The sequence below is a fragment of the Anaerotruncus massiliensis (ex Togo et al. 2026) genome (assembly GCF_030825285.1).
GTDB lineage: Bacteria > Bacillota > Clostridia > Oscillospirales > Ruminococcaceae > Anaerotruncus > Anaerotruncus massiliensis.
In genome coordinates this window covers 20,054-44,047 of record NZ_JAPJQF010000001.1, presented here as the reverse complement: position 1 = coordinate 44,047, position 23,994 = coordinate 20,054, and the positions used below count along the sequence as shown (strand labels likewise).

The 23,994-nt window shown below is 62.6% G+C and carries 20 protein-coding genes; 17 read left to right on the top strand and 3 right to left on the bottom strand.

Going from position 1 to position 23,994, the window contains the following annotated elements; all coding sequences use genetic code 11:
- Positions 1-170: 170 nt before the first annotated feature.
- The 7 genes from RCI06_RS00205 to RCI06_RS00175 all read left to right on the top strand — a co-directional run bounded on the left by RCI06_RS00205 (position 171) and on the right by RCI06_RS00175 (position 7,908).
- A complete protein-coding gene (locus tag RCI06_RS00205) occupies positions 171-1,196 on the top strand; it encodes a tripartite tricarboxylate transporter substrate binding protein (protein WP_101550582.1) in 1,026 nt (341 codons plus the stop codon).
- Between the two features lie 104 nt (positions 1,197-1,300).
- Positions 1,301-1,774, top strand: coding sequence for a tripartite tricarboxylate transporter TctB family protein (locus RCI06_RS00200; RefSeq protein ID WP_101550584.1), 474 nt, complete (start codon positions 1,301-1,303; stop codon positions 1,772-1,774).
- Positions 1,775-1,797: 23 nt separating this feature from the next.
- On the top strand, positions 1,798-3,294 hold the full coding sequence (locus RCI06_RS00195) for a tripartite tricarboxylate transporter permease (protein ID WP_101550586.1): 1,497 nt from the start codon (positions 1,798-1,800) through the stop codon (positions 3,292-3,294).
- Positions 3,295-3,384: 90 nt separating this feature from the next.
- On the top strand, positions 3,385-5,265 hold the full coding sequence (locus RCI06_RS00190) for an NAD(P)/FAD-dependent oxidoreductase (RefSeq protein ID WP_306573538.1): 1,881 nt from the start codon (positions 3,385-3,387) through the stop codon (positions 5,263-5,265).
- A 20-nt stretch (positions 5,266-5,285) separates the two neighbouring features.
- Positions 5,286-6,152: an oxaloacetate decarboxylase gene (locus RCI06_RS00185; protein ID WP_306573536.1), complete on the top strand. Its 867-nt coding sequence runs from the start codon at positions 5,286-5,288 to the stop codon at positions 6,150-6,152.
- Positions 6,153-6,181: 29 nt separating this feature from the next.
- Complete coding sequence (locus tag RCI06_RS00180; protein WP_306573534.1) at positions 6,182-7,429, top strand: aconitase/3-isopropylmalate dehydratase large subunit family protein; 1,248 nt, start codon at positions 6,182-6,184, stop codon at positions 7,427-7,429.
- Positions 7,426-7,908 carry a 3-isopropylmalate dehydratase gene (locus RCI06_RS00175; protein ID WP_276873209.1) on the top strand — a complete coding sequence of 161 codons (483 nt, stop codon included), beginning with the start codon at positions 7,426-7,428 and terminating at the stop codon, positions 7,906-7,908. Before RCI06_RS00180 ends, RCI06_RS00175 begins: the two co-directional genes overlap by 4 nt.
- Before the next feature lie 46 nt (positions 7,909-7,954).
- On the opposite strand, the gene RCI06_RS00170 is transcribed toward RCI06_RS00175, so the two are convergent.
- The 3 genes from RCI06_RS00170 to RCI06_RS00160 form a co-directional block, all read right to left on the bottom strand.
- Entirely contained in the window at positions 7,955-9,178 is a 1,224-nt protein-coding gene (locus tag RCI06_RS00170; RefSeq protein ID WP_306573532.1) for an MFS transporter, read from the bottom strand.
- Between the two features lie 240 nt (positions 9,179-9,418).
- A complete protein-coding gene (gene trxA, locus RCI06_RS00165; RefSeq protein WP_101550595.1) occupies positions 9,419-9,745 on the bottom strand; it encodes a thioredoxin in 327 nt (108 codons plus the stop codon).
- An 85-nt stretch (positions 9,746-9,830) separates the two neighbouring features.
- Entirely contained in the window at positions 9,831-10,796 is a 966-nt protein-coding gene (locus RCI06_RS00160) for an RluA family pseudouridine synthase (protein ID WP_101550597.1), read from the bottom strand.
- A gap of 229 nt (positions 10,797-11,025) precedes the next feature.
- On the opposite strand from RCI06_RS00160, the gene RCI06_RS00155 reads away from it, so the two are divergent.
- The 10 genes from RCI06_RS00155 to mutS all read left to right on the top strand — a co-directional run bounded on the left by RCI06_RS00155 (position 11,026) and on the right by mutS (position 23,988).
- Positions 11,026-11,715 (top strand): RadC family protein, encoded by a 690-nt coding sequence (locus RCI06_RS00155; protein ID WP_306573530.1) that lies wholly within the window; start codon positions 11,026-11,028, stop codon positions 11,713-11,715.
- A 36-nt stretch (positions 11,716-11,751) separates the two neighbouring features.
- Positions 11,752-12,276 (top strand): hypothetical protein, encoded by a 525-nt coding sequence (locus tag RCI06_RS00150; protein ID WP_306573529.1) that lies wholly within the window; start codon positions 11,752-11,754, stop codon positions 12,274-12,276.
- A 208-nt stretch (positions 12,277-12,484) separates the two neighbouring features.
- Complete coding sequence (gene uvrB, locus RCI06_RS00145; RefSeq protein WP_306573528.1) at positions 12,485-14,491, top strand: excinuclease ABC subunit UvrB; 2,007 nt, start codon at positions 12,485-12,487, stop codon at positions 14,489-14,491.
- Between the two features lie 19 nt (positions 14,492-14,510).
- Positions 14,511-17,327 (top strand): excinuclease ABC subunit UvrA, encoded by a 2,817-nt coding sequence (gene uvrA / locus RCI06_RS00140; protein ID WP_276872520.1) that lies wholly within the window; start codon positions 14,511-14,513, stop codon positions 17,325-17,327.
- A 110-nt stretch (positions 17,328-17,437) separates the two neighbouring features.
- Positions 17,438-17,596, top strand: coding sequence for a rubredoxin (gene rd / locus RCI06_RS00135; RefSeq protein ID WP_101550606.1), 159 nt, complete (start codon positions 17,438-17,440; stop codon positions 17,594-17,596).
- A gap of 65 nt (positions 17,597-17,661) precedes the next feature.
- On the top strand, positions 17,662-18,864 hold the full coding sequence (locus RCI06_RS00130; RefSeq protein ID WP_306573525.1) for an FprA family A-type flavoprotein: 1,203 nt from the start codon (positions 17,662-17,664) through the stop codon (positions 18,862-18,864).
- 125 nt (positions 18,865-18,989) lie between these two features.
- Entirely contained in the window at positions 18,990-20,405 is a 1,416-nt protein-coding gene (miaB, locus tag RCI06_RS00125) for a tRNA (N6-isopentenyl adenosine(37)-C2)-methylthiotransferase MiaB (RefSeq protein ID WP_306573523.1), read from the top strand.
- Positions 20,406-20,424: 19 nt separating this feature from the next.
- Positions 20,425-20,895, top strand: a complete 471-nt coding sequence (locus RCI06_RS00120; RefSeq protein ID WP_101550610.1) for a pyridoxamine 5'-phosphate oxidase family protein — start codon at positions 20,425-20,427, stop codon at positions 20,893-20,895.
- A 34-nt stretch (positions 20,896-20,929) separates the two neighbouring features.
- The gene (locus tag RCI06_RS00115; RefSeq protein ID WP_101550612.1) at positions 20,930-21,337 is read left to right on the top strand and encodes a YlbF family regulator; all 408 of its coding nucleotides are present in this window, start codon (positions 20,930-20,932) and stop codon (positions 21,335-21,337) included.
- Between the two features lie 47 nt (positions 21,338-21,384).
- Positions 21,385-23,988 (top strand): DNA mismatch repair protein MutS, encoded by a 2,604-nt coding sequence (gene mutS, locus RCI06_RS00110; RefSeq protein WP_306573698.1) that lies wholly within the window; start codon positions 21,385-21,387, stop codon positions 23,986-23,988.
- Positions 23,989-23,994 lie beyond the last annotated feature (6 nt).

Below are 23,994 nucleotides of genomic sequence, written 5' to 3'. Positions count from 1 at the left end.
GAATCGATAACTCCAGTTTAATATGAACTGCGCTTTTTTTCAAGACGTGACGAAAAAGGAGGGACTTGAAACCCAAAACGGTTACGACCGCTGTATACGGGCGCTTTTCGCTTTCAATCGGACAACCGTTACACACAATCACAAGAGTAAAGGGAGAAGGAGATTTTTAAATGAAAAAGCTGTTCAGCGTAGTACTTTGCCTGACGATGATCCTAAGCCTGGCGGCCTGTGGAGCGGGCGGGAACGCCGAAACCGCGCCGTCGGCTCAGCAGGCCGCTCCGGCGGCCTCGGGAAGCGCCGCGGAGACGGAGGGATGGGTCCCCACGAAGCAGGTCGAGATCGTCACCCATTCCGGCGTCGGCGCGGGCGGAGACCTCATCGGGCGTGCGATCATCGAGGCGACGCAGGGTCTGGTCCCGCAGAACATGTTCATGCAGAACAAAAAGGGAAGCGCGGGCTCGAACGTCTGGGCGTACGTCAAAGAGGGGAAGACCGACGGCCACACGCTGATCGTCGGCACGCCCACCAATTTCCTGTGGTACTACAACGCGAATAACGGCATGCATCCCACGGAGGACCTTGTTCCGCTGGCGCGTTTCCAGCTTGAGCCTCAGGTGCTGGTGGTCCATAAGGACAGCCCCTACCAGGACATCGCCTCCTTCCTTGAAGCCTATAAGGCGGGCAACGCGACCATCGCCGGCGAAGCCAGCGGCGGACCGGCCTGGATGTGCGCCACGATCATGGCGGACACCCTGGGCTGCGGCACCAGCTACATCCCCTACACGGACGGCGGCGAGGCGCTCACGGCGCTGCTCGGGAAGAATGTCGACGCAGTTTTCGGCCAGCTGGGCGAGGTCTATGACCAGCTCGCGGCGGGCGAGGTCCGGGCGCTGGCGTTCGCGGAAGACAAGCGCGTCGAGCAGTTCCCCGACATCCCGACACTTACGGAATCCGACGTGGACTTCGTATTTCCCCAGTGGCGCGGCCTCTTTGTGCGCAAGGGGACTCCTGATGAAGCAATCGAATATTGGGAAAAAATCTTTGCGGAATCCTCCCAGTCGGAATCTTTCCAGAAGTGGCTTGCGGATTCCGGTTCCCTTGACGGCTGGATGGGCCACGAGGAGTTTCTGGAGCTCTGCAAGCAGCAGGATAAGACCGTAAAGGAAATCATCGCGAAATACGGCACGGGCGAGTAATCGCTTTTGACTTTCAAAACCGGCGTGAGACGGCTCCGGGCGGCGGGCCGCCCGGAGCCCCGCCGGAGGGCGCGCAACTTCAACGTTAGGGAGGACCATGGTCCATGAAGAAGAAAAAATACGTAGATATCATATCGGGCATTCTGCTCATCGCGCTGGGCTCGATATATTTCTACTCCGCAACCACCCTGCCCGAGGCGCTGACTACGGAGCCGCTGGGACCGGCGGGCTTCCCTCAGTTTTTGGCGGTGGTGCTGATCGCTCTGAGCCTGTGGATTTTAGTCAAAGCGATTTTGGACAAATCCGAAGAGGCGAATTCCGCGACAAAATTCACCCCCAGGGACATCCGGTGCCTGCTCCTTGTGATCGGCATGATGGTGCTGTATGTCGCGGGAATCCAGTTGCTTGGCTACACGGTATCCACCTTCTTATTTGCGGCGGTCTGCTTCTGCTTGATGGGAGCTTCCTGGAGAAAACCGACGGGCGTGCTGATCCCCTCCGCTGTGATAGCCGTTGTGTGCTATTTGCTGTTCAAGGTTCTTTTCAACGCGGATCTTCCCCGCGGCCTGCTAATTTGATGGTACGAAAGGAGCAGCTATAAATGACAACGATGCAGCTTTGGGGAGAAATCTTCTCCGCGTTTTCCATTCAGAGTGTTCTCTGGGTCTTTGCCGGCGTTGCCTGGGGGATTTTCGGGGGCGCCCTGCCGGGCGTTACCGCCTCCCTCGCCATGTCGCTCATCCTGCCCTTTACGATCGCGCTGGAGCCGGTGCAGGCGTTCATGCTGCTGGCCGCGGTCTACGTGGGCGCGGAATACGGCGGCTCGATCCCGGCGATTCTGGTCGGCGTTCCGGGCACCCCCGCGAACGCGCCCACCGCGCTGGACGGGCGGCAGATGCACTTAAACGGCCACAGCGGCAAGGCGCTGGGCTATTCGCTGACGGGCGGCTGCTTCGGCAGCTTCTTCGGCGGGATACTGGGCGTTTTCCTGCTCGGCCTTCTGGTGAAAATTTCGCTGATGCTGGACGCGTCCGCCTTCTTTGCGCTCGCGCTCTTCGGACTCTCGGCCGTCATCAGCATGTCGAAGGGGAACATGGCGAAGGGCTTTATCTCCATCATCCTGGGAATCATGCTCGGCAGCATCGGCGCGGACAACTTTACGGGGATGCCGCGCTTCACGATGGGGATGATCCAGCTGGGCGACGGCGTCAGCGACGTGCCGGCCGTGGTCGGCTTTGTGGCGGCGGCGGAGCTGTTCGGCCAGATCATCCAGCAGATTCAGGAGAAAAAACTGGTGTCTCCCATGCTGGGCAAGCTGGACTACACCTTCGTGACGATCAAGGAGTTTCTGGCGACCATCAAGACCGCGATCGTCAGCATGATCATGGGCATCGTGGTCGGCGTCATGCCCGGCGCGGGCCCCACCATCGCCTCGTTCATCGCGTATAATGAGGGCCGCCGGATTTCCAAGGACGGCGACAAATTCGGCACCGGCGTACCTGACGCCATTATTGCGCCCGAGGTCGCCAACAACGCCTGCGTACCCGCGGCGGTCGTGCCGCTGCTCTCCTTCGGCATCCCTGGCTCCACATCGGCGGCCATCATGCTGGGGGCCATGGTCATGCATGGGATGCGCCCCGGCCCGCTGCTCGCACAGAACAATCCGGAGGCGCTCGGCGCGGTGTTCCTGGGCATCCTGCTGGCCTGCCCCTGCCTGCTGATCGTGGGGCGGCTTTTCTTAAAGCCGTGGGTGAAGGTGACCGCGATCCCGCCGCATTACCTCAATACGATCATCCTCTGCCTGCTGGTGGTGGGTTCCCTTGCTCTGAACGAAGGCATTTTCGCAGTGGGGATTCTGATCGTCTGTTCCTTCCTCGGCTATCTGATGAAGCTGGCCGGCTTCAACCCGGTGGCGACCGTCCTAGGCTTTGTGCTCGCGCAGCTGGTGGAGGACAATCTGCGCCGCGCGATGCTGCTTTCCAAGGGCTCGCTGATGACCTTTGTGGTGCACCCCATTACGCTGGTGCTGCTGTTGCTCACCGCGGCGTCCGTGGTATTCGGGCTGATGAAGGGCAAAAAGGCAAAACAGCAGGCTTGATGCCGCAGCCTGATTAGAAACTTTACGCAACCAGCGGGGGCCGCAGCACTCGGCTGCGGCCCCCGCCGCGTCTTTACGAAAGGAGTCACTATGACACATGCATTGGAGCCGATCCGGATCGGAACGGTTCAGCTCAAAAACAGGATCGTTTTCCCCTCCATGTGCGTCTTTTTCTGCGACGCCGAGGGCTATATCAACGACGTGATGACAGAGTACGTCCGGGAGCGCGCACGGGGCGGCGTGGGGCTGCTCATCATCCCCGGCAGCCCCCACGGCAAGGTGGGCCCAGGCCGCCCAGCCCTCTCCCACAACGGCTATATCCCCGGATGGAAACGTCTGGCCGACGTCGCGCACGAGCATGGCGCAAAGCTCTTTTGCCAGCTCCACCCGGCGAAATTCCAGGCCGGAAGGGGATATACCATTGAGGACATCAACGATTTTACGCCGGAGTATATCCGCGGCCTGATCGACAGCTACGCCGCGTGCGCGGCGCGCGCGCGGCGCGCGGGGGTGGACGGGGTCGAAATCCACGGCGCGCACGCGCACGAGGTGGCGCAGTTCCTCTCGCCGTTTTACAACCGGCGCCAGGACGAATACGGCGGCTCGACCGAAAGGCGCGCGCGGTTCGCGGCGGAGATCGTCCGAGGCATCAAACGGGAAACCGGCGCGGATTATCCGCTGATCTTCCGGATCAGCGGGGACGAGCTGGTGGAGGGCGGAAGGCGAATCGAGGAGACGGCCGCAATCGCCGGGCTCCTTGAAAAAGCGGGCGCGGATGCGATTCATGTCTCCTGCGGCATGCCGGAATCGGAGTATGCGATTTCCGCGCCGATGGACATGGAGGACCTTTTTAACGCCGACAACGCGGCGCGGGTGAAGGCGGCGGTTTCCATCCCGGTCATCGCGGTCAACCGCATCACCGACATGGAGGAGGCGGACGCCGTCATACGGAGCGGGAAGGCGGACCTGGTCGCCATGGCGCGGGCGAACCTCGCGGACCCGAACATGATCGCGAAGTACGAGGGGCGGGTCGCGGGCCCGGTCAGGCGCTGCATCGGCTGCAACCAGGGGTGCCGCGACGCGGCGCTCTATAAAAAGATCCGCTGTATGCAAAACGCCCGGCTCGGCTTTGAGACGACACTCAACTTTGCCGCGGCGACCGAGGCGGAAAAGGCGCAGAAAATCCTGATCGCCGGAGCGGGGCCGGCGGGGCTGGAGGCCGCTTACGACCTTACCCTGCGGGGATTCCGGCCTCTGGTGTACGAGAGGGAATCGAAGCCCGGGGGGCTGATCAATCTGGCGGCGCTGCCCCCGCAGAAGGAACGGATGCGCGAAATCACGAATTTCCGCGTGGCCGCGCTGGAAGAGGCCGGGATCGCCATCCAATACGGCTCGGAGGTCACCCCCGAGCTGCTGGAGCGGGAGAGGCCGGACGTGCTGATCGTGGCCACGGGAAGCGTCGCGGCCGTCCCGCCCATCCCGGGGATCGACGGGGAAAACGTCGTAACCGCGGACGAGCTCCTGTCAGGGCGAAAGCCCCTGCGGGGAAGCCATATCGTAGTGCTGGGCGGCGGTCTTGTGGGGTGCGAGGCGGCGGATTATCTGGCGGCCGCCGGCCGCCGGGTGGAGATCGTGGAAATGACGGACAAGCTCGCGGACGGGCTCAACCAGAGCAGGCGGCGCTTCCTCTTAAAGCGCCTGTCCGAGCACGGCGTAGCGGCGCACCTTCTCACAAAGGCGGAGCGCGTCGCCCTGCCGGAGGTGCGGGTTTGCAGCCAGAATTACAGCTATGCGCTGGAAGGGGTCGACGGCGTCGTGGTTGCCGCCGGACGCAACCCGCAAGACCGCCTGAGCGCGTGGGCGAAGGAACACCTGCCCGGAACGCGGGTCTTTGTGATCGGGGACGCCGGGCGGCCGGGCGTCGCGCTGGACGCGATTCATCAGGGCGCCCGCGTGGCGGCGCAGATATGACGAAAACGGAGGGATAGCTTTTGAATAAGCGTTTGACGCTCAAAAATATGCTGGGGGACCGGGAAACCTATTTTGTCCCCGGCGTCTTTGACTGCATCGGCGCGCTGGCGGTCAAGGCGTCCGGCTTTCAGGCGGCGCTGGTTTCCGGCAACGCGGTTTCCGCCTCGGCGCTCGGTCTGCCGGACATGGGCCTGCTCACGATGACCGAGGTGGTCGACGCCTCCTCGCGGATTGCCCGCTCGGTGGACATCCCGGTGATCGCGGACGCGGACACCGGCTATGGCCAGCCGCTCAACTTTATGCGCACGGTGAACGAATTTGAACGGGGCGGCGTCGCGGGCATCCACATCGAGGATCAGGTCAGCCCCAAAAAATGCGCCTATTACGGCGGTACGCACGAAATCGTCCCCGTGGACGAATTCCTGAGGAAGCTGAAGGCGGGGATCGACGCGCGGGAAAACCCGGACTTCTGCATCATCGCGCGCACCGACGCCATGGTGAGCTACGGCAGGGAGGAGGCCGTGCGCCGCGCCAACAAATATCTGGAGGTGGGCGCGGACGCGGTGTTCGTGGTGGGATGCTCCACGCTTGAGGAGGTCGGGATGGTGGCGCGGGAGGTCTCCGGGCCGGTGGTGGTGAACGTCAACGACATAAGCGAGCTGAATCGGTACTCGCAGGAGACCTTCCGGCAGCTTGGCGTCAAGCTGGTGCTCTATCCGGCCACGCTGCGCTCCCTCTTTCTAAAGCAGGCGCTGGACACGATGAAGCACCTCTATGAAAACGGGAATACGGCGGACAGACTGGACCGGCTTGCAACGCTTCCAGAATTTCAGAAGGCGACGAAGGTGCCGGAATACGAGGCGTGGGAGTACCAATATGCAAAATGAACGCGGCGGCCGCCGCGAGGGGGTATAAAATGGCTACTGCAGTTGAAAAAATCTTTTCCGCGAAGGCGGGCAGGCCGGTCAAAGCGGGAGATATCGTGGTTGTGGAGGTGGACGCCTGCATGATTCACGACGTCAACGGCCCGACGGCGGTCAAAAACTTCGCGCAGATCGCAAAGACGGTCAAATCCCCGGCGCACCACCTGATCGTCCTGGACCACTTTGCCCCGTGTCCGAACGCGGCAGCCGGGAATAACCACCTTCTTCTCCGCCGCTTCGCAAAGGAGCACGGCATCCGGTTGGTGGACGTCTGCAAGGGCGTCTGCCACCAGAAGATGCTGGAATCCGGTAAAGTCAGGCCCGGCGGGATCGCAGTGGGCACCGATTCGCACTCCTGCACCTACGGCGCGCTAAACGCCTTCAGCACCGGCGTGGGCGCGGCGGAGGCGGCCGTCATATTTGCCTGCGACCAGTGCTGGTTCAAGGTCCCCCCGACCATCCGGGTGGAGTTTGTGGGAAAGCTGCCGCGCAAAATCCTGGGCAAGGACCTGGCGCTGGAGCTGCTGCGCATATTGGGTGAGGCGGGCGCGTCCTACCAGTGCATGGAGTTCGGCGGCGAGGCGGTGGCGGACATCAGCTTCGACAGCCGCGCCACGCTTTGCAACATGATGATCGAGGCCGGGGCAAAGGGCGCGATCATGCCGTGCGACGAGGTGACCCGGCGGTGGCTCGCGGCGTACGGAGTGACCGGAGAAGCGGGGGTGGAACCGGACGGCGACGCGGAATACAGCCGTAGGATCACCATCGACGTCTCGCAGATGCGGCCGCTGGTGGCGGTGCCTCCGTGCATCGACCACGCGGTCGCGGCGGAGGAATTGGAGAAGGTTCGGGTGGATCAGGTCGTGATCGGGTCCTGCACGAACGGGCGCTACGAGGATATCGCGCTCGCGGCCGAAATTCTCCGGGGGAAACGGGTGGCCGACGGCGTCCGGCTGCTGGTCTATCCCGCTTCGCCGGAGGTGGAGGCGGCGCTCAAGGCGGGCGGACATCTGGACGCGCTCACTTCAGCGGGGGCCTCCGTCTTCCCGCCGAGCTGCGGCCCCTGCGCGGGAATCCACGGAGGCCTGCTGGGGGACGGCGAGGTGGCGGTCTCGACCACCAACCGAAACCTGAACGGACGGATGGGGAGCAAGGATGCGCGGATTTATATCGCTTCTCCGCTGGTGGCCGCCTGTTCGGCGCTGTGCGGATTTATCACAGATCGGGAGGTTTTGGGATGAAGGGGAAAGCGGTCGTGCTGGGTGACAATGTGAACGGGGACCAGATCATCGCGGGCAGCCGCCTCGCCGGCGGAAAGAACGAGACGGAAGCTGTGCCGTATCTCTTCGAGGCGTGCAGGAGCGATTTCTCCTCCGTCTATCAGCCGGGGGACATCCTGGTCGCCGGTGAAAATTTTGGCTGCGGCTCTTCCCGGGAGCAGATCATCCTGGTAATGAAGGCCGCCGGAGTTCGGTGCGTGATCGCAAAGTCGTTCAGCCGACATTTCTACAGAGGCGGCATCAACATGGGAATCCTCCCGCTGATCTGCCGGGCGGAGATTCGGGAGGGGGACCTCGTGGAGGTGGACCTCGAAAAAAGCTGCATCCGGGTAAACGGTTCCGATCCGGTGGCCTTCGAGCCCTTTCCGCCGCAGGTCGTTGGATATCTCACGGAGGGCGGCCTGCTCGGCTATTACAAAAAACACCATACGCTGCGATAAAAAACCCGCCTGCAAGCGAACGCTTGCAGGCGGGTTTTTCGTGTTTTCAGCCGTGCGCCGGCTTTCGCAGCGTCAGCAGCGCACTGATGCCGGTGACGGCGAAGAGCACGATCCCCGACAGGAAGAACCAAAGCGGCACGCCGAAGCGTTCGGCGACCGGCCCCGCGATCAGAAGCCCCAGCGGCATGGCCAGCGACATCATGCTGCCCAGCAGAGAGAAGACGCGCCCCTGCGCCTCGTGGGGGACGGACTCCTGCATGTAGGCCATGAAGGGGATGCCGTAGAGGTTCCCGCTGGCGCCCATGACGGCGCAGAAGACCGCGAAGGGCCAGAAAAAGACCATGTCGCTTGGAAGGATTCCGCAGAGCAGGGTGCTTGCCGCCAAACCGAGCAGGCCGAGGTGGATGACAGAAAACTTGTTTTTGATCGTTCCTACCGCGCCGAGGCCTGCGGCGCTGAGCATCATACCCGCCGCGTAGAGCAGCTCGACGAGGCTTGCGTGCCAGGCTGTCGCCTGAAAATGATCGCTTGTCATCAGCGGATAGAAGGAGGAGAGCGGCATGTAGAAGATCATCCCCACGCACACGCAGAGGGTGAGGGTGAAGAGTCTGCGGTCGCGCAGGAAGACGGCCGCGCCATCCCGCATCTCCCGCAGGAAATGCGGAAGCTCCTGCCCGGCGCGCGGGGGATCGGGGATCTTCACCACCGCGACCGTGACGCTCGCCGCGACTGCGCCCGCCAGGTCGGAGAGCAGGATGACCGGAAGCGGCAAGGCGGCGTACATCGCGGCGCCGAGCACCGGCCCGAGCATAAAGGCGCCCGACTGCATGAACTGGCTCCAGCCGTTGGCACGGACGAGCTGGTCCCGGGGCACGAGCATGGGGATCGCTGCCTGGATCGCGGGGGTGTGGAAGACGTTCCCGACCGCCCGGATGCCCAGCACGAGGCAGGCCGACCAGAAGGGCGGCCTGCCAAGCAGGAAGACGCCCGCGAAAACGGTCGCGACCAGGCCCATGAAGAGGTCCGCGGAGATGATGACCGTCTTGCGCTTGAGGCGGTCGACCCACACCCCGACGAACGGCCCGAGCACCAGCTGCGGCAGGAAGGCGAAGAGCCCCGCCAGCGCCATCGTCATGGGGGAGGAGCTTTCGCTGGCGAGCCACCAGATCAGCGCGAACTGGACGGCGCTGCTGCCGATCAGCGAGACGGTCTGCCCGGCCGCGATCGTAAAGAAGCCGCGCTTCCAGCCGTGAGGCTTCGATTGTTCCATAAAACCTCCTTTTATTTGCCGGACGGTCAAAAAAACGCAGACACGCGCCCGCCCGGCTGTGTTTGCGTCCGTGGTCGAAAGACGGCCCGCCGCACCGTACGGCGGGCCCTCCGGAGTTTGTGAATGGAATTCCATTATAGCAGGCCGGTTCCGTTTGTCAAGAAGGTTTTTCAAGGGGGACGGATGCGCGCAAAAAAGGCCCCGCCGGCGGTGCCGACGGGGCCTTTCAGCCTCCGGGAATCAGATCGCGCCCGACTGCTTGAGCCACTCCTCGATCTGGAACTTGGATTTGGCGGCGACGAGCGGTTCGTTCTCCTTGCCGCCGCGGAAGAGCAGCAGGGTGGGGATGGTCATCACCGAGAACTGCTGCGCGAGCGAGGGCACGTCGTCGATGTTCACCTTGGCGAACCGGATTTTGCCCTCGTAGGCCGCGGCGAGCTGGTCGAAGATGGGGGCGAGCATCCGGCAGTAGCCGCACCAGGGCGCCCAGAAGTCCACGAGAACGGGCTCGCTCGATTTCAGGACCTCAGCCTCAAAATTGTCCGCTGTGATCGTTAAGATATTCATATAATCATCCTTTCCGGTTCATTTTCTTCTATCTGTAATTATAATCATTACAGATAATTTGTCAAGCACTTTTTCAAAAAAAGTGCTACCGGAGATTCCCGGAGAGGAACTCGTCGCGGAACCACACCTTCTTCGCCTCAAAGCTCCTGCCGTTCAGATAGTCGAGGGGGCCCGCGCCGCCCTGGAACCGGAAGGTGAGCTTGTAGGAGTAGAGAGCCTGGAACTGGTAGCCGGTGCCGTGGTTGTCGCGGTTGCGGCCGTACTTGGCGTCGCCGAGCAGCGGATGGCCGATGGAGGCGAGGTGTGCGCGGATCTGGTGGGTGCGGCCGGTCAGCAGGTCGACCTCCAGCAGGGAGAAGCGCCCGTTCTCGCCGAGCACGCGGTAGTGGGTGAGGATGGTGCGGCCGCCCGGCACGGGATGGTCGCAGACGGTGACGGTGTTCGCCGCGCCGTCCTTGACGAGGAAGCCCTTGAGGGTGTCCGACCGGTGCGGCATCGTGCCGTGCACGACGCAGAGGTAGAGCTTTTGCAGCTCGCGGGCCTTGATCTTTTCATTGAGCACCCGCAGGGCGGGCGCGTTTTTGGCCGCGATGACGATGCCGCCCGTATTGCGGTCGATCCGGTTGCAGAGGGCGGGCGTAAAGCTGTTCTCCCGGGCGGGGTCGTACTCGCCCTTTTGGTAGAGGTAGTGGAGGATGCGGTTGATCAGCGTGTCCGTCTGACCGCCCTCGTCCTCGTGGACGAGCAGGCCGGGGCGCTTGTCCGCGAGGAGGATGTTTTCATCCTCGTAGAGGACGTCGACCGTGGGCGGGACGGAGAGGAAGGCGGGCGCGCCGGGCGCGCCGCCGAAAAACTCGTCGTTCAGGTAGAGGGAAAGCCGGTCTCCCTCGCACAGACGGGTGGAGATCTCGCACCGCTTGCCGTTGAGCTTGATCCGCTTGGTGCGGATGGATTTATAGAGCAGGGCCTGGGGCAGCAGCGGGACCGCCTTGGTCACGAACTTGTCCACGCGCTGGCCCGCGTCGTTTTGATTGATGACGAATTCCCTCATGGCGAACCTCCGCAGCCCCGATGGTCGAAGGGGCCTGTAAATCAATGGCCGCGCGGCGTTGAAACCGCCCGCGGCGGGGGCGACCGGATGTGAGCGGATTCCCCGCGCTTATTATAGCACACAAGCTCCGCCGGCGAAAGCCGGGAAAAATCGACGGGGTCTAGGCAAACAGGAATTATTTTGTTATAATATGTACTAAGATACTGGAAACGCGGGCGGTGAAGAGCGGATGGCGAATGTGCACGAGGGACACAGGCAGCGGCTCAGGGACCGCTTCTTAAAGGAGGGGCTGGACGGCTTCGCCCCGCACAACGTGCTTGAACTGCTCCTCTTTTACGCGGTGCCCCAGCGGGACACCAACGAGCTGGCGCACCGTCTGCTCGCGCGTTTCGGATCGCTTTCCGGCGTGCTGGACGCGGATTTCGACGAGCTCTGCCAGGTGGAGGGGGTCGGCGCGAACGTTGCGACGCTGCTCAAGCTGGTGCCCGGGCTCGCGCGCCGGTACCTCGATGACTATGATGAAAACGGAGTGGTCCTCGCCACGATCGAAGAGGTGGGGACCTTCCTGCGGCCAAAGTTCATCGGGCGCAACAACGAGATGATCTTTCTGCTCTGCATGGACAGCCGGGGCGGCGTCGTCTACGGCGATTTCATCGCGGAGGGCAGCATCAACGCCGCGCCGATGTACACCCGCAACATCCTCGAGGCCGCGATGCGCAGCCATGCGGTGTCGGTGATTCTCGCGCACAACCATCCGCGCGGGCTCGCGCTTCCGTCCAACGCGGACATGCTCGCGACGCGCGCGGTCTTTGACGCGCTGGCGGCGGCGAAAATCCGTCTTGCCGACCACCTGATTTTTGCGGGGTCGGATTACGTTTCGATGCGCGATTCCGGTTTCTTTTCCTTTGAGCGGCCTTAGGGCTTATTCTAATTTTGTGAGATGGAGGGACCACAGATGGAGTCAGGAAACCTGGGGGCGGTCAGCCCAACCTCCGTTTGGGTATTTGTTGACAGCACGGAGGACCACGACCTGAACGGGCGGCTGGCCTCTCCGGCCTTCGGTATTACGACGTTTTCCGGGGTGCTTGCGCTGATCACCCGCATGGAGCAGTTTTATAATGAAAAACGGTTCCCGCAGAGCTCCATGCAGATCCGCTCGTTCCATAAGAAGAAACGGGGAAAAACGGCGGAGGAAAAGCCGTCTGTCCCGGCGGCGGAACAGCGCGGGGACTTGGAGGAGATGCTCGCCCGCATCGGCATGGAGGAGCCCGGGAAACGGGCGACGTTTGTGATCAGCGTGCTCTTCCGGCAGAACGCCACCTGGCAGGGGACGGTGCGCTGGCTCAACCGGGACCAGACCCAGCGGCTCCGCAGCACGCTCGAACTGATCTCGCTGATGGAGGACGCGCTCTCCCGGGGCGGCGCGTCCGACGAGCCGGGCCGGTGGCGGGAATCCGCGGACAAAACAGAAAACGGATAACGATGGGGCGCTTCCACTTTGGAAGCGCCCTTTGCGCGCCGCGCGGCTGGCAGAATCTTTCGGCGGCGGGCATTTGAAATCATGTCGAAACTGTGGTAAAATAAACTGTTGACTTTTGATGGAAAAGAAGCTACACTAGATGAATCGAACATCTGTTCTCTTGAACGCGTCAATCGATTGATCTGACGGCCCAAAGCGGGGGAGGTATATGGAAGAAGGAAAATTCGAGCTGGTCGCCCCCTACAAACCGACGGGGGACCAGCCGCGGGCAATTGAAAAGCTGACCGAAGGCGTGCTGGCGGGCAGGAAGGAACAGGCCCTGCTGGGCGTCACAGGCTCGGGCAAGACGTTCACGATGGCAAACGTCATCGCAAACGTCAACCGCCCGACGCTTGTTTTGGCGCACAACAAGACGCTGGCCGCGCAGCTGTGCAGCGAGTTCCGGGAATTTTTCCCGCACAACGCTGTGGAGTATTTTGTCAGCTACTACGACTACTACCAGCCGGAGGCCTATATCGCCCACACGGACACCTATATCGAAAAGGATTCGGCGATCAACGACGAGATCGAGAAGCTCCGTCACTCGGCGACCGCCTCGCTCGGCGAACGGCGGGACGTGATCATCGTGTCGAGCGTCTCCTGCATCTACACGCTGGGCGACCCGATCGACTACCACAGCATGGTCATCTCGCTGCGCACGGGAATGCACAGGGAACGGGACGAGCTCATCAAAAAGCTGGTGGAGATCCAGTACGAGCGCAACGACATCAACTTCGTGCGCAACAAGTTCCGGGTCCGCGGCGACGTTGTGGAGATCTTCCCCGTCTATTCGGGGGATACCGCCGTGCGCGTCGAATTCTTCGGGGACGAGATCGACCGCATCACCGAGATCAACACGCTGACCGGGGAGGTCAAGAACGTCGTCAGCCATGTGGCGATCTACCCGGCCTCCCACTACATCGTGCCGCCCGAGAAGATGGCGGCCGCGATCGATGAGATCCGCCGCGAGAGCGAGGAGCGGGTGGCTTATTTCAAGGAGCGCGGCAAGCTGATCGAGGCGCAGCGGATCGCCGAGCGCACCAACTACGACATCGAGATGATGCAGGAGATCGGCTTCTGCAAGGGGATCGAGAACTATTCCCGCGTAATTTCGGGCCGCGCGCCGGGCAGCACGCCCTACACGCTGCTCGACTACTTCCCGAAAGATTTCCTGCTCTTCGTGGACGAGAGCCACGTCACGCTGCCGCAGGTGCGCGGCATGTACGGCGGCGACCGCTCCCGCAAGCAGAGCCTGATCGAATACGGCTTCCGGCTGCCGTCCGCGCTCGACAACCGACCGCTCAACTTTGACGAGTTCTACCAGAAGCTCAACCAGGTCGTCTTCGTATCGGCGACGCCGGGCGAGTTTGAGCGCCAGAAGAGCGCCGAGATCGTCGAGCAGGTCATCCGTCCGACGGGGCTCTGCGACCCCGAGATCGAGGTGCGCCCGGTCGAGGGGCAGATCGACGACCTGCTCTCGGAGATCAACCAGCGCGCCCAGAAGGGGGAGCGGGTGCTCGTCACCACCCTCACCAAGAAGATGGCGGAGGATTTGACCGCCTACATGGAGAACATGGGGGTGCGCATCCGTTACATGCACCACGACATCGACACGATCGAGCGGATGGAGATCATCCGCGACCTGCGCCTGGGCGAGTTCGACGTGCTGGTCGGCATCAACCTGCTGCGCGAGGGCCTCGATATCCCGGAGGTGTCGCTCGTGGCGATCCTCGACGCGGACAAGGAGGGCTTTTTGCGCAGCGAGACCTCCCTTGTGCAGACGGTCGGACGCGCGGCGCGAAATTCCAAGGGCAGGGTCATCATGTACGCGGACAGCGTCACCGAGTCGATGGAGAACGCCATCCGCGAGACCTACCGCCGCCGGGAAATCCAGATGGCCTACAACAGGGAACACCACATCACCCCGCAGACGATCAAAAAGGACGTGCGCGACATCCTCGAAATCTCGACGAGGGACGAGGTCGAGGGCAAAAAGGGCAAGCGCGGAAAGAAGCTCAGCCACAAGGAACGGGAGGCGCTCATCTCCAAGCTGACGCTCGAGATGAAGAACGCGGCGAAGATCCTCGAGTTCGAGCACGCGGCCTACCTGCGCGACAAGATTGCAAAGCTCAGGGCGGAGGACGAGCGCGCCCGCCCCAGCAGGCTGCCAAAATAAAGGAAACGGAAGATAGACTATGGCTTTGGATAAAATCGTTATCAAGGGTGCCCGGGAGCACAACCTCAAGAATATTGACATTGAGATTCCGCGTGACAAGCTGATCGTCTTTACGGGACTTTCCGGCTCGGGCAAGAGCTCGCTCGCGTTCGACACCATCTACGCGGACGGCCAGCGGCGGTATGTCGAGAGCCTGTCGAGCTACGCGCGCATGTTCCTGGGGCAGATGGAGAAGCCGGACGTCGACAGCATCGAGGGGCTCAGCCCCGCGATCTCGATCGACCAGAAGACCACCTCCAAGAACCCCCGTTCGACGGTCGGCACCGTTACCGAGATTTACGACTACCTGCGCCTGCTCTACGCGCGCATCGGCGTTCCGCACTGTCCCGTCTGCGGCCGGCCGATCGAGCAGCAGACGGTCGACCAGATGGTCGACCGGGTGCTCTCGCTGCCCGAGGGGACGAAGGTGCAGGTGCTCGCGCCCACCGTGCGCGGGCGCAAGGGGGAGCATATCAAGGAGTTCGACGCCGCGCGGCGTTCGGGCTATGTACGCGTGCGGGTGGACGGCAACCTCTACGACCTCTCGGAGGAGATCAAGCTCGAAAAGAACAAGAAGCACACGATCGAGGTGGTCGTCGACCGGCTCGTGATCAAGGAGGGGGTCCGCTCCCGCCTGGCCGATTCGCTCGAAACGGCGATCGGGCTGACGGGAGGCATCGCGATCGTCGACGCGGAAGGGGAAGAGATGACCTTCTCTTCCAATTACGCCTGTCCCGACCACGATATCAGCATTGAGGAGCTCACCCCGCGCATGTTCTCCTTCAACGCCCCCTACGGCGCCTGCGAGAAGTGCACGGGTTTGGGCACCTTCCTCAAGGTCGACCCCGAGCTCGTCATCCCCAACAAGCGCCTGACCATCCGGGAGGGCGCGATCCGCGCCTCCGGCTGGTACTACGCCGAGGGCGGCATCGCGCAGATGTACTACGAGGGGCTCGCCGCCCACTACGGCTTTTCCCTCGACGTGCCGGTGAAGGACCTGCCCAAACAGGCGGTGGAGGTCCTGCTCTACGGGACCAAGGGGGAAAAGATCCTCATGCACCGCGAGGGCGGGTCGATGAAGGGCTCCTACTACACTGATTTCGAGGGGATCGTCAACAACCTCGAGCGCCGCTTCCGCGAGACGAATTCCGCGTGGATGCGCGAGGAGATCACCACCTGGATGAACAGCGTCGAGTGCCCCGTCTGCCACGGCAACCGCCTGAACGATACCGTGCTCGCGGTGACGGTCGGCGGGCTCAACATCAGCGAGTTCTGCCGGCTGTCGGTCGTGGGCGCGCTTGACTTTCTCGACCATCTCGAGCTCACCCCGCGCGAGCAGATGATCTCCGAGCTCGTGGTCAAGGAGATCCGCGAGCGGCTGGGATTCCTGCGCAGCGTCGGCCTGGAATACCTGACGCTGGCGCGCTCGGCCGGGACCCTCTCGGGCGGCGAAAGCCAGCGCATCCGGCTCGCGACCCAGATCGGCTCGTCGCTCATGGGGGTGCTCTACATTCTCGACGAGCCGTCGATCGGCCTGCACCAGCGGGACAACGACAAGCTGATCGCCACCCTCAAGCGGCTGCGCGACCTCGGCAACACGCTGATCGTCGTCGAGCATGACGAGGACACGATGTACGCGGCCGACTACATCGTCGACATCGGCCCCGGCGCGGGGATCCACGGCGGCGAGGTGGTCTGCGCGGGCACGGTGGACGAGATCAAGGCCTGCCCCCGGTCGATCACCGGGCAGTACCTTTCCGGGGCCAAGCGGATCGGGGTGCCCGCGGAGCGCCGCAGGGGCAACGGGAAGAGCCTCAAAATCGTCGGCGCGGCGGAAAATAACCTCAAGGAGATCGACGTGGAGATCCCGCTCGGAATCTTCACGGTGGTGACGGGCGTCTCCGGTTCGGGCAAGAGCTCGCTGATCAACGAGGTGCTCTTCAAGCGCCTGACGCGGGAGCTCACCAATCCGCGCGTCAAGCCGGGCAGGCACGAGGACATCCTCGGTATGGAGAACGTCGACAAGGTGATCGACATCAACCAGTCGCCGATCGGGCGCACCCCGCGCTCCAACCCGGCGACCTATACCGGCGTGTTCACCGACATCCGCGAAATCTTCGCGCAGACGGCCGACGCCAAGATGCGCGGCTACAAGTCCAGCCGCTTCTCCTTCAACGTCAAGGGCGGCCGCTGCGAGGCGTGCGAGGGCGACGGCATCGTGCGCATCGAGATGCACTTCCTGGCGGACATCTACGTGCCCTGCGAGGTGTGCAAGGGCCGCCGCTACAACCGCGAGACGCTCGAGGTGAAATACAAGGGAAAATCGATCTACGACGTGCTCGAAATGACCGTCGAGGAGGCGCTCGCGTTCTTCAAAAACGTGCCCAAGATCGCGCGCAAGCTCCAGACCCTCTACGACGTGGGGCTCGGCTACGTCAAGGTCGGCCAGCCCGCGACGACCCTTTCGGGCGGCGAGGCGCAGCGGGTCAAGCTCGCGACCGAGCTTTCCAAGCGGCCGACCGGGCGCACCGTCTACATCCTTGACGAGCCGACGACCGGCCTGCACACCGCCGACGTGCACAAGCTGATCGACGTTTTGCAGACGCTGGTGGACGCGGGGAATACCGTCATCACAATTGAGCATAATTTAGAGGTGATCAAAACCGCCGACTACATCATCGACCTCGGCCCCGAGGGGGGCGACGCGGGCGGAACCATCGTCGCGGCCGGCACGCCGGAGGAGATCTGCAAGGTTCCGGAGTCCTATACGGGGCAATACCTAAAAAAAATGTTATAAATTTATCAAATTTGTGCGGTTTGGGGCTTTACAAATAGTACACCAATATGGTATATTTGTGGCAGAAACAGCGGGAACCGCTGAAAACCGGTATAAAGGAGTTTTGTGACATGAAAAAGTATGTATGCAGCATCTGCGGGTTCGTCTATGATGAGGAGAAGGGCTATCCCGAGGAGGGCATCGCGCCCGGGACCAAGTGGGAGGACGTGCCCGCCGATTTTGTCTGCCCGCTCTGCGGCGTCGGCAAAGAGCAGTTTGAAGCGGAATAAGGAACGACGCGTGACCATTTGACCTGTCAAATGGTCACCTCGTTTGTATACAGGAGGAAACCAAAATGGCAGCAGTGAAAATTACCGACCGCATCTACTCCGTCGGAATCCTGAACCCCAACATGCGGGTGTTCGACATTGTCATGACGACCGACTACGGCACGTCCTACAACTCCTACCTGATCAAGGGGGACAGGAAGAACGTCCTGGTCGAGGCGTGCCACAAGACCTATTTCAAGCAGTATCTGGCCAACATCCGCGAGGTGATCGACCCCGAAAGGATCGACTACGTGGTGCTCAACCACAACGAGCCCGACCACTCGGGCAGCCTCGCGCAGCTGCTCGAATACATCCCCAACGCGACGATTATCGCGTCCAAAGCGGGGAGCATCTACCTGAAGAACATCACCAACCGCGGCGACCTTTCGGTGCAGGCCGCCAAGGACGGCGACGTGATCGACATCGGCGGGGCGACGCTGCGCTTCATCAACGCGCCCTTCCTCCACTGGCCCGATTCGATGTTCACCTGGGTGGAGGAGGAGAAGGCGCTCTTCTCCTGCGACTTCCTCGGCGCGCACTACTGCGAGCCCTACACCTTCGATTACAATATGGCCTATCCCTCCAAGTACGAGGCGGCCTTCAAAAACTACTACGACGCGATTTTCGGGCCCTTCAAGCCCTATGTGCTCGCGGGGCTTGAAAAGATCAAGGACCTGCCGGTGGAGCTCTGCTGTAACAGCCACGGACCGGTCCTCACAAAGGGCTGCCGCCTCGAGTACGCGAAGGAACGGTACGCCGCGTGGAGCCAGCCGCAGAAGGACGAGCGCCTGACGGTGCCCGTCTTCTACACCTCCGCCTACGGCAACACCCGCAAGATCGCCTCCGCGATCCGCGGGGGCATCCTGGAGGCGAAGCCGGACGCGGCGGTCGACTGCTTCGACATCATCGAACACGACATGGGCAGGCTGGCCGCGCTGCTCAATTCGTCCGACGCGTTCGCGCTCGGCAGCCCGACGATCAACGGCGACGCGGTGCCGCCCGCCTGGATGCTGCTGGCCCACGTCGACGCGGTCAACAACAAGAAAAAGCCGGTGCTCGTCTTCGGCTCCTACGGCTGGAGCGGCGAGGCGGTGCCCAACCTGTCCGCCCGCCTCGCGGGGCTCAAGATGAGCCTCTTCGGCGAGGGATACAAGGTCTGCTTCGTGCCTTCGGAGGAGGACCTCGCCAGGGCGAGGGAACTCGGCAAGGCGTTCGGCGAGTCGCTGTAACGTGTACGTCAGGAGAAAGGAGGGATTCCGCGGAATCCCTCCTTTCCTGTTTCCTTCCCTTGAAAAAAACCGTCGAAAATGATATGATAATACGGTATGCAAATTGATTTCGGGGAGGACGCGTTTTGGCAACGGAACAGGCGGCGGCATCGTCCGCACAGATCGCGCGGCAGCGGGAGTTCGCCCGGCAGGTGCAGGAGCTTCTGGCGCGGCGCTACGACCATCCCCCGGCGGCGTTCGTCCATTCGTTCGGCTGCCAGCAGAACCAGTCGGACGGCGAAAAGCTCTCGGGGATGCTCGCGGAGATGGGCTACGGCTTCACCGATTCCCCAAGTTACGCGGATCTGGTCATCTACAACACCTGCGCGGTCCGGGAAAACGCCGAGGACCGGGTGTTCGGCAACGTGGGCGCCCTCAAAAAGGTCAAGCGCGCCCGCCCGGGCATGCTGATCGGGCTCTGCGGCTGCATGATGCAGCAGCAGGCGGTCGCGGACCGGATTCGTGCGAGCTACCCCTACGTCGACCTCGTGTTCGGCACCCACGCGCTGCACACGCTGCCCGAGCTGCTCTTCCGGCGGCTTTCGGGGGAGCGGCGGCAGTTTTCGGTGGCGCCGGGGGACGGGGAGATCATCGAGGGGCTGCCGCTGCGCAGGGACGGCGCCATCAAGGCGAACCTGCCGATCATGTACGGGTGCGACAATTTCTGCACCTATTGCATCGTGCCCTATGTGCGCGGCCGGGAGCGCAGCAGAAACCCGGAGGACGTGCTGCGGGAGGCCCGGGAGATTTCCGCCTCCGGCTACCGGGAGATCACCCTGCTCGGCCAGAACGTCAACTCCTACGGCAAGGGGCTTTCCGAGCCGGTCGACTTTTCCGACCTGCTCGGCCGTGTCGACGCCGTGGAGGGGGATTTCTGGCTGCGGTTCATGACGAGCCACCCGAAGGACTGTACGAAAAAGCTGATCGATACGATCGCGTCGAGCGAAAAGGTCTGCCGCCACATCCACCTGCCGGTGCAGAGCGGCAGCGACCGGGTGCTCGCGGCGATGAACCGCCGCTATACGGCGGAGCGCTACCTCGAACTCATCGACTACGCGCGCGAGGCGATCCCCGGCGTCACCTTTTCGAGCGACATCATCGTCGGCTTTCCCGGCGAGACGCGGGAGGACTTTGAGGAGACCCTCGCGCTGGTGAGGCGGGTGCGCTACAACACCCTCTACACCTTCCTCTTTTCTCCCCGCACGGGGACGAAGGCCGCCTTGATGGACGACCCGGTCCCCGCGGAGGAAAAATCCCGGTGGTTCCGCGAGCTGCTCGACGCGGAGAGCGAAATCCGCGGGGAAATCCAGGCGGGGATGGTCGGCCGCACGGTGCGGGTACTCGCCGAGGGGGAGGGCCGCTCCGGCGGGGGCTGGCTCTCCGGGCGCACGGAAAGCAACGACATCGTCGAATTTACCGGCCCGCGCGAGGCGATCGGCCGGTTTGTGAACGTCAAGATCGAGCGCGCGCTGAACTGGGCGCTCTTCGGAAGCCTGGCGTGACAGGAGGCGGGGAGGAACCATGAGAAGGAAAGACAGGGAAGTGACCGATCCGGAGCGGATCGACGCGATCATCCGCGCCTGCCACTGCTGCAGGCTGGGTTTTTATGACAACGGGGAGGTTTACATCGTCCCGCTCGATTTTGGTTATGATGAAAAAGAGGGAAAACGGACCTTCTATTTTCACGGGGCCAAAGAGGGCCGGAAGATGGACTGCATCCTGAGGTCCCCCCGGGCCGGGTTCGAACTGGATACCGGCTACGAGCTCATCGAGGCGGAGGTCGCGTGCAGGAACTCCGCCCGCTACCGGAGCGTCGTCGGGACGGGGCGCGTCTCGGTCATCGAGGCCCCGGAGGAAAAGCGGGCCGCTTTGCAGGCGGTCATGCTCCACAGCACGGGAAAGGGCGGTTGGGATTTCCCCGACGCGATGCTCAACGCGGTCTGTGTTTTTCAGCTGGAGGTGGAGACCCTCTCCTGCAAGGAACACGCATAAATAAAATTTCAAATAGAAAGCAGAGGAAAAAACAATGGATGTTATTGCAACGGCACGCCAGCTCGGAAAGGCGATTCAGCAGGACGAGCGGTATCTCCGCCTCATGGTGGCGCAGCAGATGAACGATTCGGACGAGGAGCTCCAGTCGCTCATCGGCAAATTCAACCTCAAGCGGATCGATCTCAATGGGGAGATCAACAAGAGCGAGAAGGACCAGGAGAAGATCACGGCGATCAACGGCGAGGTCAAGGAGCTCTATGCGCAGATCATGGCGAACAAGAACATGAGCGCCTACAACGACGCCAAAAACGAGGTCGACGGGCTGGTCGATTTCGTCATGCAGATCCTGCGCGGGAGCCTCGACGGCGAGGACCCCGACCAGATCGAACAGAAGAGCGGCGGATGCTCGGGCAGCTGCTCCTCCTGCTCCGGCTGCCACTGAACCACTGACAAAATAACCACCGGAGGTCGGCGTGGATGAACGTTGATATGCAGAAGCTCTCCCCGATGATGCAGCAGTATTTCGCCGTAAAGGAACAGCACAAGGACCACATCCTCTTCTTCCGGCTCGGCGACTTCTACGAGATGTTTTACGACGACGCGATCCTCGCGTCGAAGGAGCTCGAGCTCACCCTGACGGGGCGGGACTGCGGGCAGGAGGAGCGCGCCCCGATGTGCGGCGTGCCCTACCACGCGTGTGACGCGTACATCTCGCGGCTCATCAGGAAGGGCTACAAGGTGGCCATCTGCGAGCAGATGGAAAACCCCGCCGACGCCAAGGGCGTCGTCAAGCGCAGCGTCATCCGCGTCGTCACGCCGGGGACCCTCATCGAGAGCAACATGCTCTCGGAGGACACGAATAATTTCATCGCCTGCATCCTCTGCGACGCGGGCGGCTGGGGGCTGGCCTGCGCCGATATTTCGACCGGCCAGCTCTTTGTCTCCCAGTTTGAGGCGGGGGCGCAGGGCGAGCTGATCAACGAGCTCGGGCGGTACAGCCCGAGCGAAATCATCTTTAACGACGGGCTACTCGACAAGAAGGAGGTCACCTCCTTTATCAAGGAGAAGCTCCACTGCGTCGCCGACCTGTGCGACTCCGAGCGGTTCGAGCCGCGGGAGGCCGAAGCGCTCATTGAACGGCACTTTTCCAGGGAACCGAAGGAACTGGGGCTCGAGGGGAAGGAGAGCGCGGTCCGCGCGCTCGGCGCGCTGCTCTCCTACCTCTACGAGACGCAGCAGAAGGGGCTCGAACGGATCACCGACGTCGGCTATGTGAACCCCGAGCAGTACATGGTGCTGGACCTGACCGCGCGGCGCAACCTCGAGCTGACCCAGACGATGCGCACGGGCGAAAAGCGCGGGACGCTGCTCTGGGTGCTGGACAAGACCAAAACCGCGATGGGCAAGCGGCTGCTGCGCAGCTACCTCGACAAGCCCCTCGTGAACCCCGCCGCCATCAATAAGCGCCTCAACGCGGTGGAGGAGCTCGTGGACGACACGATTCTGCGCTGCGACATCGCGGACGCCCTTTCGGGCATCTTCGACCTCGAGCGGCTGATGACCCGCGTCATCTACGGCAACGCCACGCCGCGCGAGTTCAAATCCCTCGAGTTCACCTGCCGGGCGCTGCCCGGCCTGCGGGAACGGCTTGCCGGCTGCGCGAGCGCCTATCTGAAGGAGGTCCACGACCGGATCGATCCGCTCGAGGACGTCTGCGGGCTCCTCTCCCGCGCGATCGTCGACGAGCCGCCCATCGCGCTCAAGGACGGCGGCGTCATCAAGGAGGGCTTCGACGGGGAGCTGGACGGCCTGCGCTCCCTCGTGCACAACACCAAGCAGGTGCTTGTGGAGATCGAGTCGCGGGAGAAGGAGCGCACCGGCATCCGGAACCTCAAAATCGGCTACAACCGGGTGTTCGGCTACTACATAGAGGTTACGAGATCCAACCTGTCGATGGTGCCCGACGACTATATCCGTAAGCAGACGCTTGCGAACGGCGAGCGTTACATCACCCAGGAGCTCAAGGAGCTCGAGGAAAAAATCCTCACCGCCGGGGAGCGGATCACCTATCTGGAGGCGAAGCTCTTCGACGAGGTGCGCGAGGCCGTATCGGCGGAGCTGCACCGGGTGCAGGCCACCGCCTCCGCGGTGGCGCGGCTCGACGTCTACTGCGCGCTGGCCGCGGTCGCGCAGGCGAACGGCTACTGCCGCCCCGATGTGAACTTCTCCGATGAAATCTGTATCCGTGAGGGGCGGCACCCGGTCGTCGAGCAGCTGATGAACGGCGCGCCTTTCGTCGCCAACGACACGGCGCTCAACAACACCGACAAGCAGATCGCGATCATCACCGGCCCCAATATGGCCGGTAAATCAACCTACATGCGTCAGACGGCGCTCATCGTGCTGATGGCGCAGATGGGTTCCTTCGTACCCGCCGCGTCGGCGTCGATCGGCGTGGTGGACGGCATCTTTACGCGGGTGGGCGCGTCGGACGACCTCTCGTCCGGGCAGTCGACCTTCATGGTCGAAATGACCGAGGTCGCGCAGATCATGAAGGAGGCCACCCCCAAGAGCCTGCTTATTTTGGATGAGATCGGGCGGGGAACTTCGACATTTGACGGCATGAGCATTGCGCGCGCCGTGATAGAATATATTGCGGACAAGCGCCACGTGGGGGCCAAGACCCTCTTCGCCACCCACTATCACGAGCTGACCGAGCTCGAATCGGAGCTGACCGGCGTCAAGAACTACAACATCGCCTGCAAAAAGCGGGGGGACGAGCTCACCTTCCTGCGCCGGATCGTGCCGGGCGGCGCGGACGACAGCTACGGCATCGAGGTCAGCAAGCTCGCCGGCGTGCCCGACTGGATCATCCGGCGCGCCCGGCAGGTGCTCGGCCAGCTTGAGGAGGGCAAGGAGGTCTCGCCCGCGAAGAAGAAGCACGCCGCGGCCGCGGAAGGGCCGCAGATCTCCTTTGAGGCGGTGATCCCCTCGGAGGTCGAGGCGGCGCTTCGGCAGGTGGACGTCAACACGCTCACGCCGATCGAGGCGCTCAACAAGCTCTATGAACTGAAATCTCTGCTCAAGGATTAGGACGAA

Excerpts from the sequence above, each read along its gene's own strand:
- RCI06_RS00170 (WP_306573532.1), bottom strand. The coding sequence starts at position 9,178 with ATGGAACAATCGAAGCCTCACGGCTGGAAGCGCGGCTTCTTTACGATC.
- mutS (WP_306573698.1), top strand. The coding sequence starts at position 21,385 with ATGCAGAAGCTCTCCCCGATGATGCAGCAGTATTTCGCCGTAAAGGAA.
- RCI06_RS00155 (WP_306573530.1), top strand. The coding sequence starts at position 11,026 with ATGGCGAATGTGCACGAGGGACACAGGCAGCGGCTCAGGGACCGCTTC.
- trxA (WP_101550595.1), bottom strand. The coding sequence starts at position 9,745 with ATGAATATCTTAACGATCACAGCGGACAATTTTGAGGCTGAGGTCCTG.
- RCI06_RS00190 (WP_306573538.1), top strand. The coding sequence starts at position 3,385 with ATGACACATGCATTGGAGCCGATCCGGATCGGAACGGTTCAGCTCAAA.
- rd (WP_101550606.1), top strand. The coding sequence starts at position 17,438 with ATGAAAAAGTATGTATGCAGCATCTGCGGGTTCGTCTATGATGAGGAG.
- uvrB (WP_306573528.1), top strand. The coding sequence starts at position 12,485 with ATGGAAGAAGGAAAATTCGAGCTGGTCGCCCCCTACAAACCGACGGGG.
- RCI06_RS00175 (WP_276873209.1), top strand. The coding sequence starts at position 7,426 with ATGAAGGGGAAAGCGGTCGTGCTGGGTGACAATGTGAACGGGGACCAG.
- RCI06_RS00195 (WP_101550586.1), top strand. The coding sequence starts at position 1,798 with ATGACAACGATGCAGCTTTGGGGAGAAATCTTCTCCGCGTTTTCCATT.
- RCI06_RS00200 (WP_101550584.1), top strand. The coding sequence starts at position 1,301 with ATGAAGAAGAAAAAATACGTAGATATCATATCGGGCATTCTGCTCATC.
- RCI06_RS00205 (WP_101550582.1), top strand. The coding sequence starts at position 171 with ATGAAAAAGCTGTTCAGCGTAGTACTTTGCCTGACGATGATCCTAAGC.
- RCI06_RS00180 (WP_306573534.1), top strand. The coding sequence starts at position 6,182 with ATGGCTACTGCAGTTGAAAAAATCTTTTCCGCGAAGGCGGGCAGGCCG.
- RCI06_RS00120 (WP_101550610.1), top strand. The coding sequence starts at position 20,425 with ATGAGAAGGAAAGACAGGGAAGTGACCGATCCGGAGCGGATCGACGCG.
- RCI06_RS00130 (WP_306573525.1), top strand. The coding sequence starts at position 17,662 with ATGGCAGCAGTGAAAATTACCGACCGCATCTACTCCGTCGGAATCCTG.
- uvrA (WP_276872520.1), top strand. The coding sequence starts at position 14,511 with ATGGCTTTGGATAAAATCGTTATCAAGGGTGCCCGGGAGCACAACCTC.
- RCI06_RS00115 (WP_101550612.1), top strand. The coding sequence starts at position 20,930 with ATGGATGTTATTGCAACGGCACGCCAGCTCGGAAAGGCGATTCAGCAG.
- RCI06_RS00160 (WP_101550597.1), bottom strand. The coding sequence starts at position 10,796 with ATGAGGGAATTCGTCATCAATCAAAACGACGCGGGCCAGCGCGTGGAC.
- RCI06_RS00150 (WP_306573529.1), top strand. The coding sequence starts at position 11,752 with ATGGAGTCAGGAAACCTGGGGGCGGTCAGCCCAACCTCCGTTTGGGTA.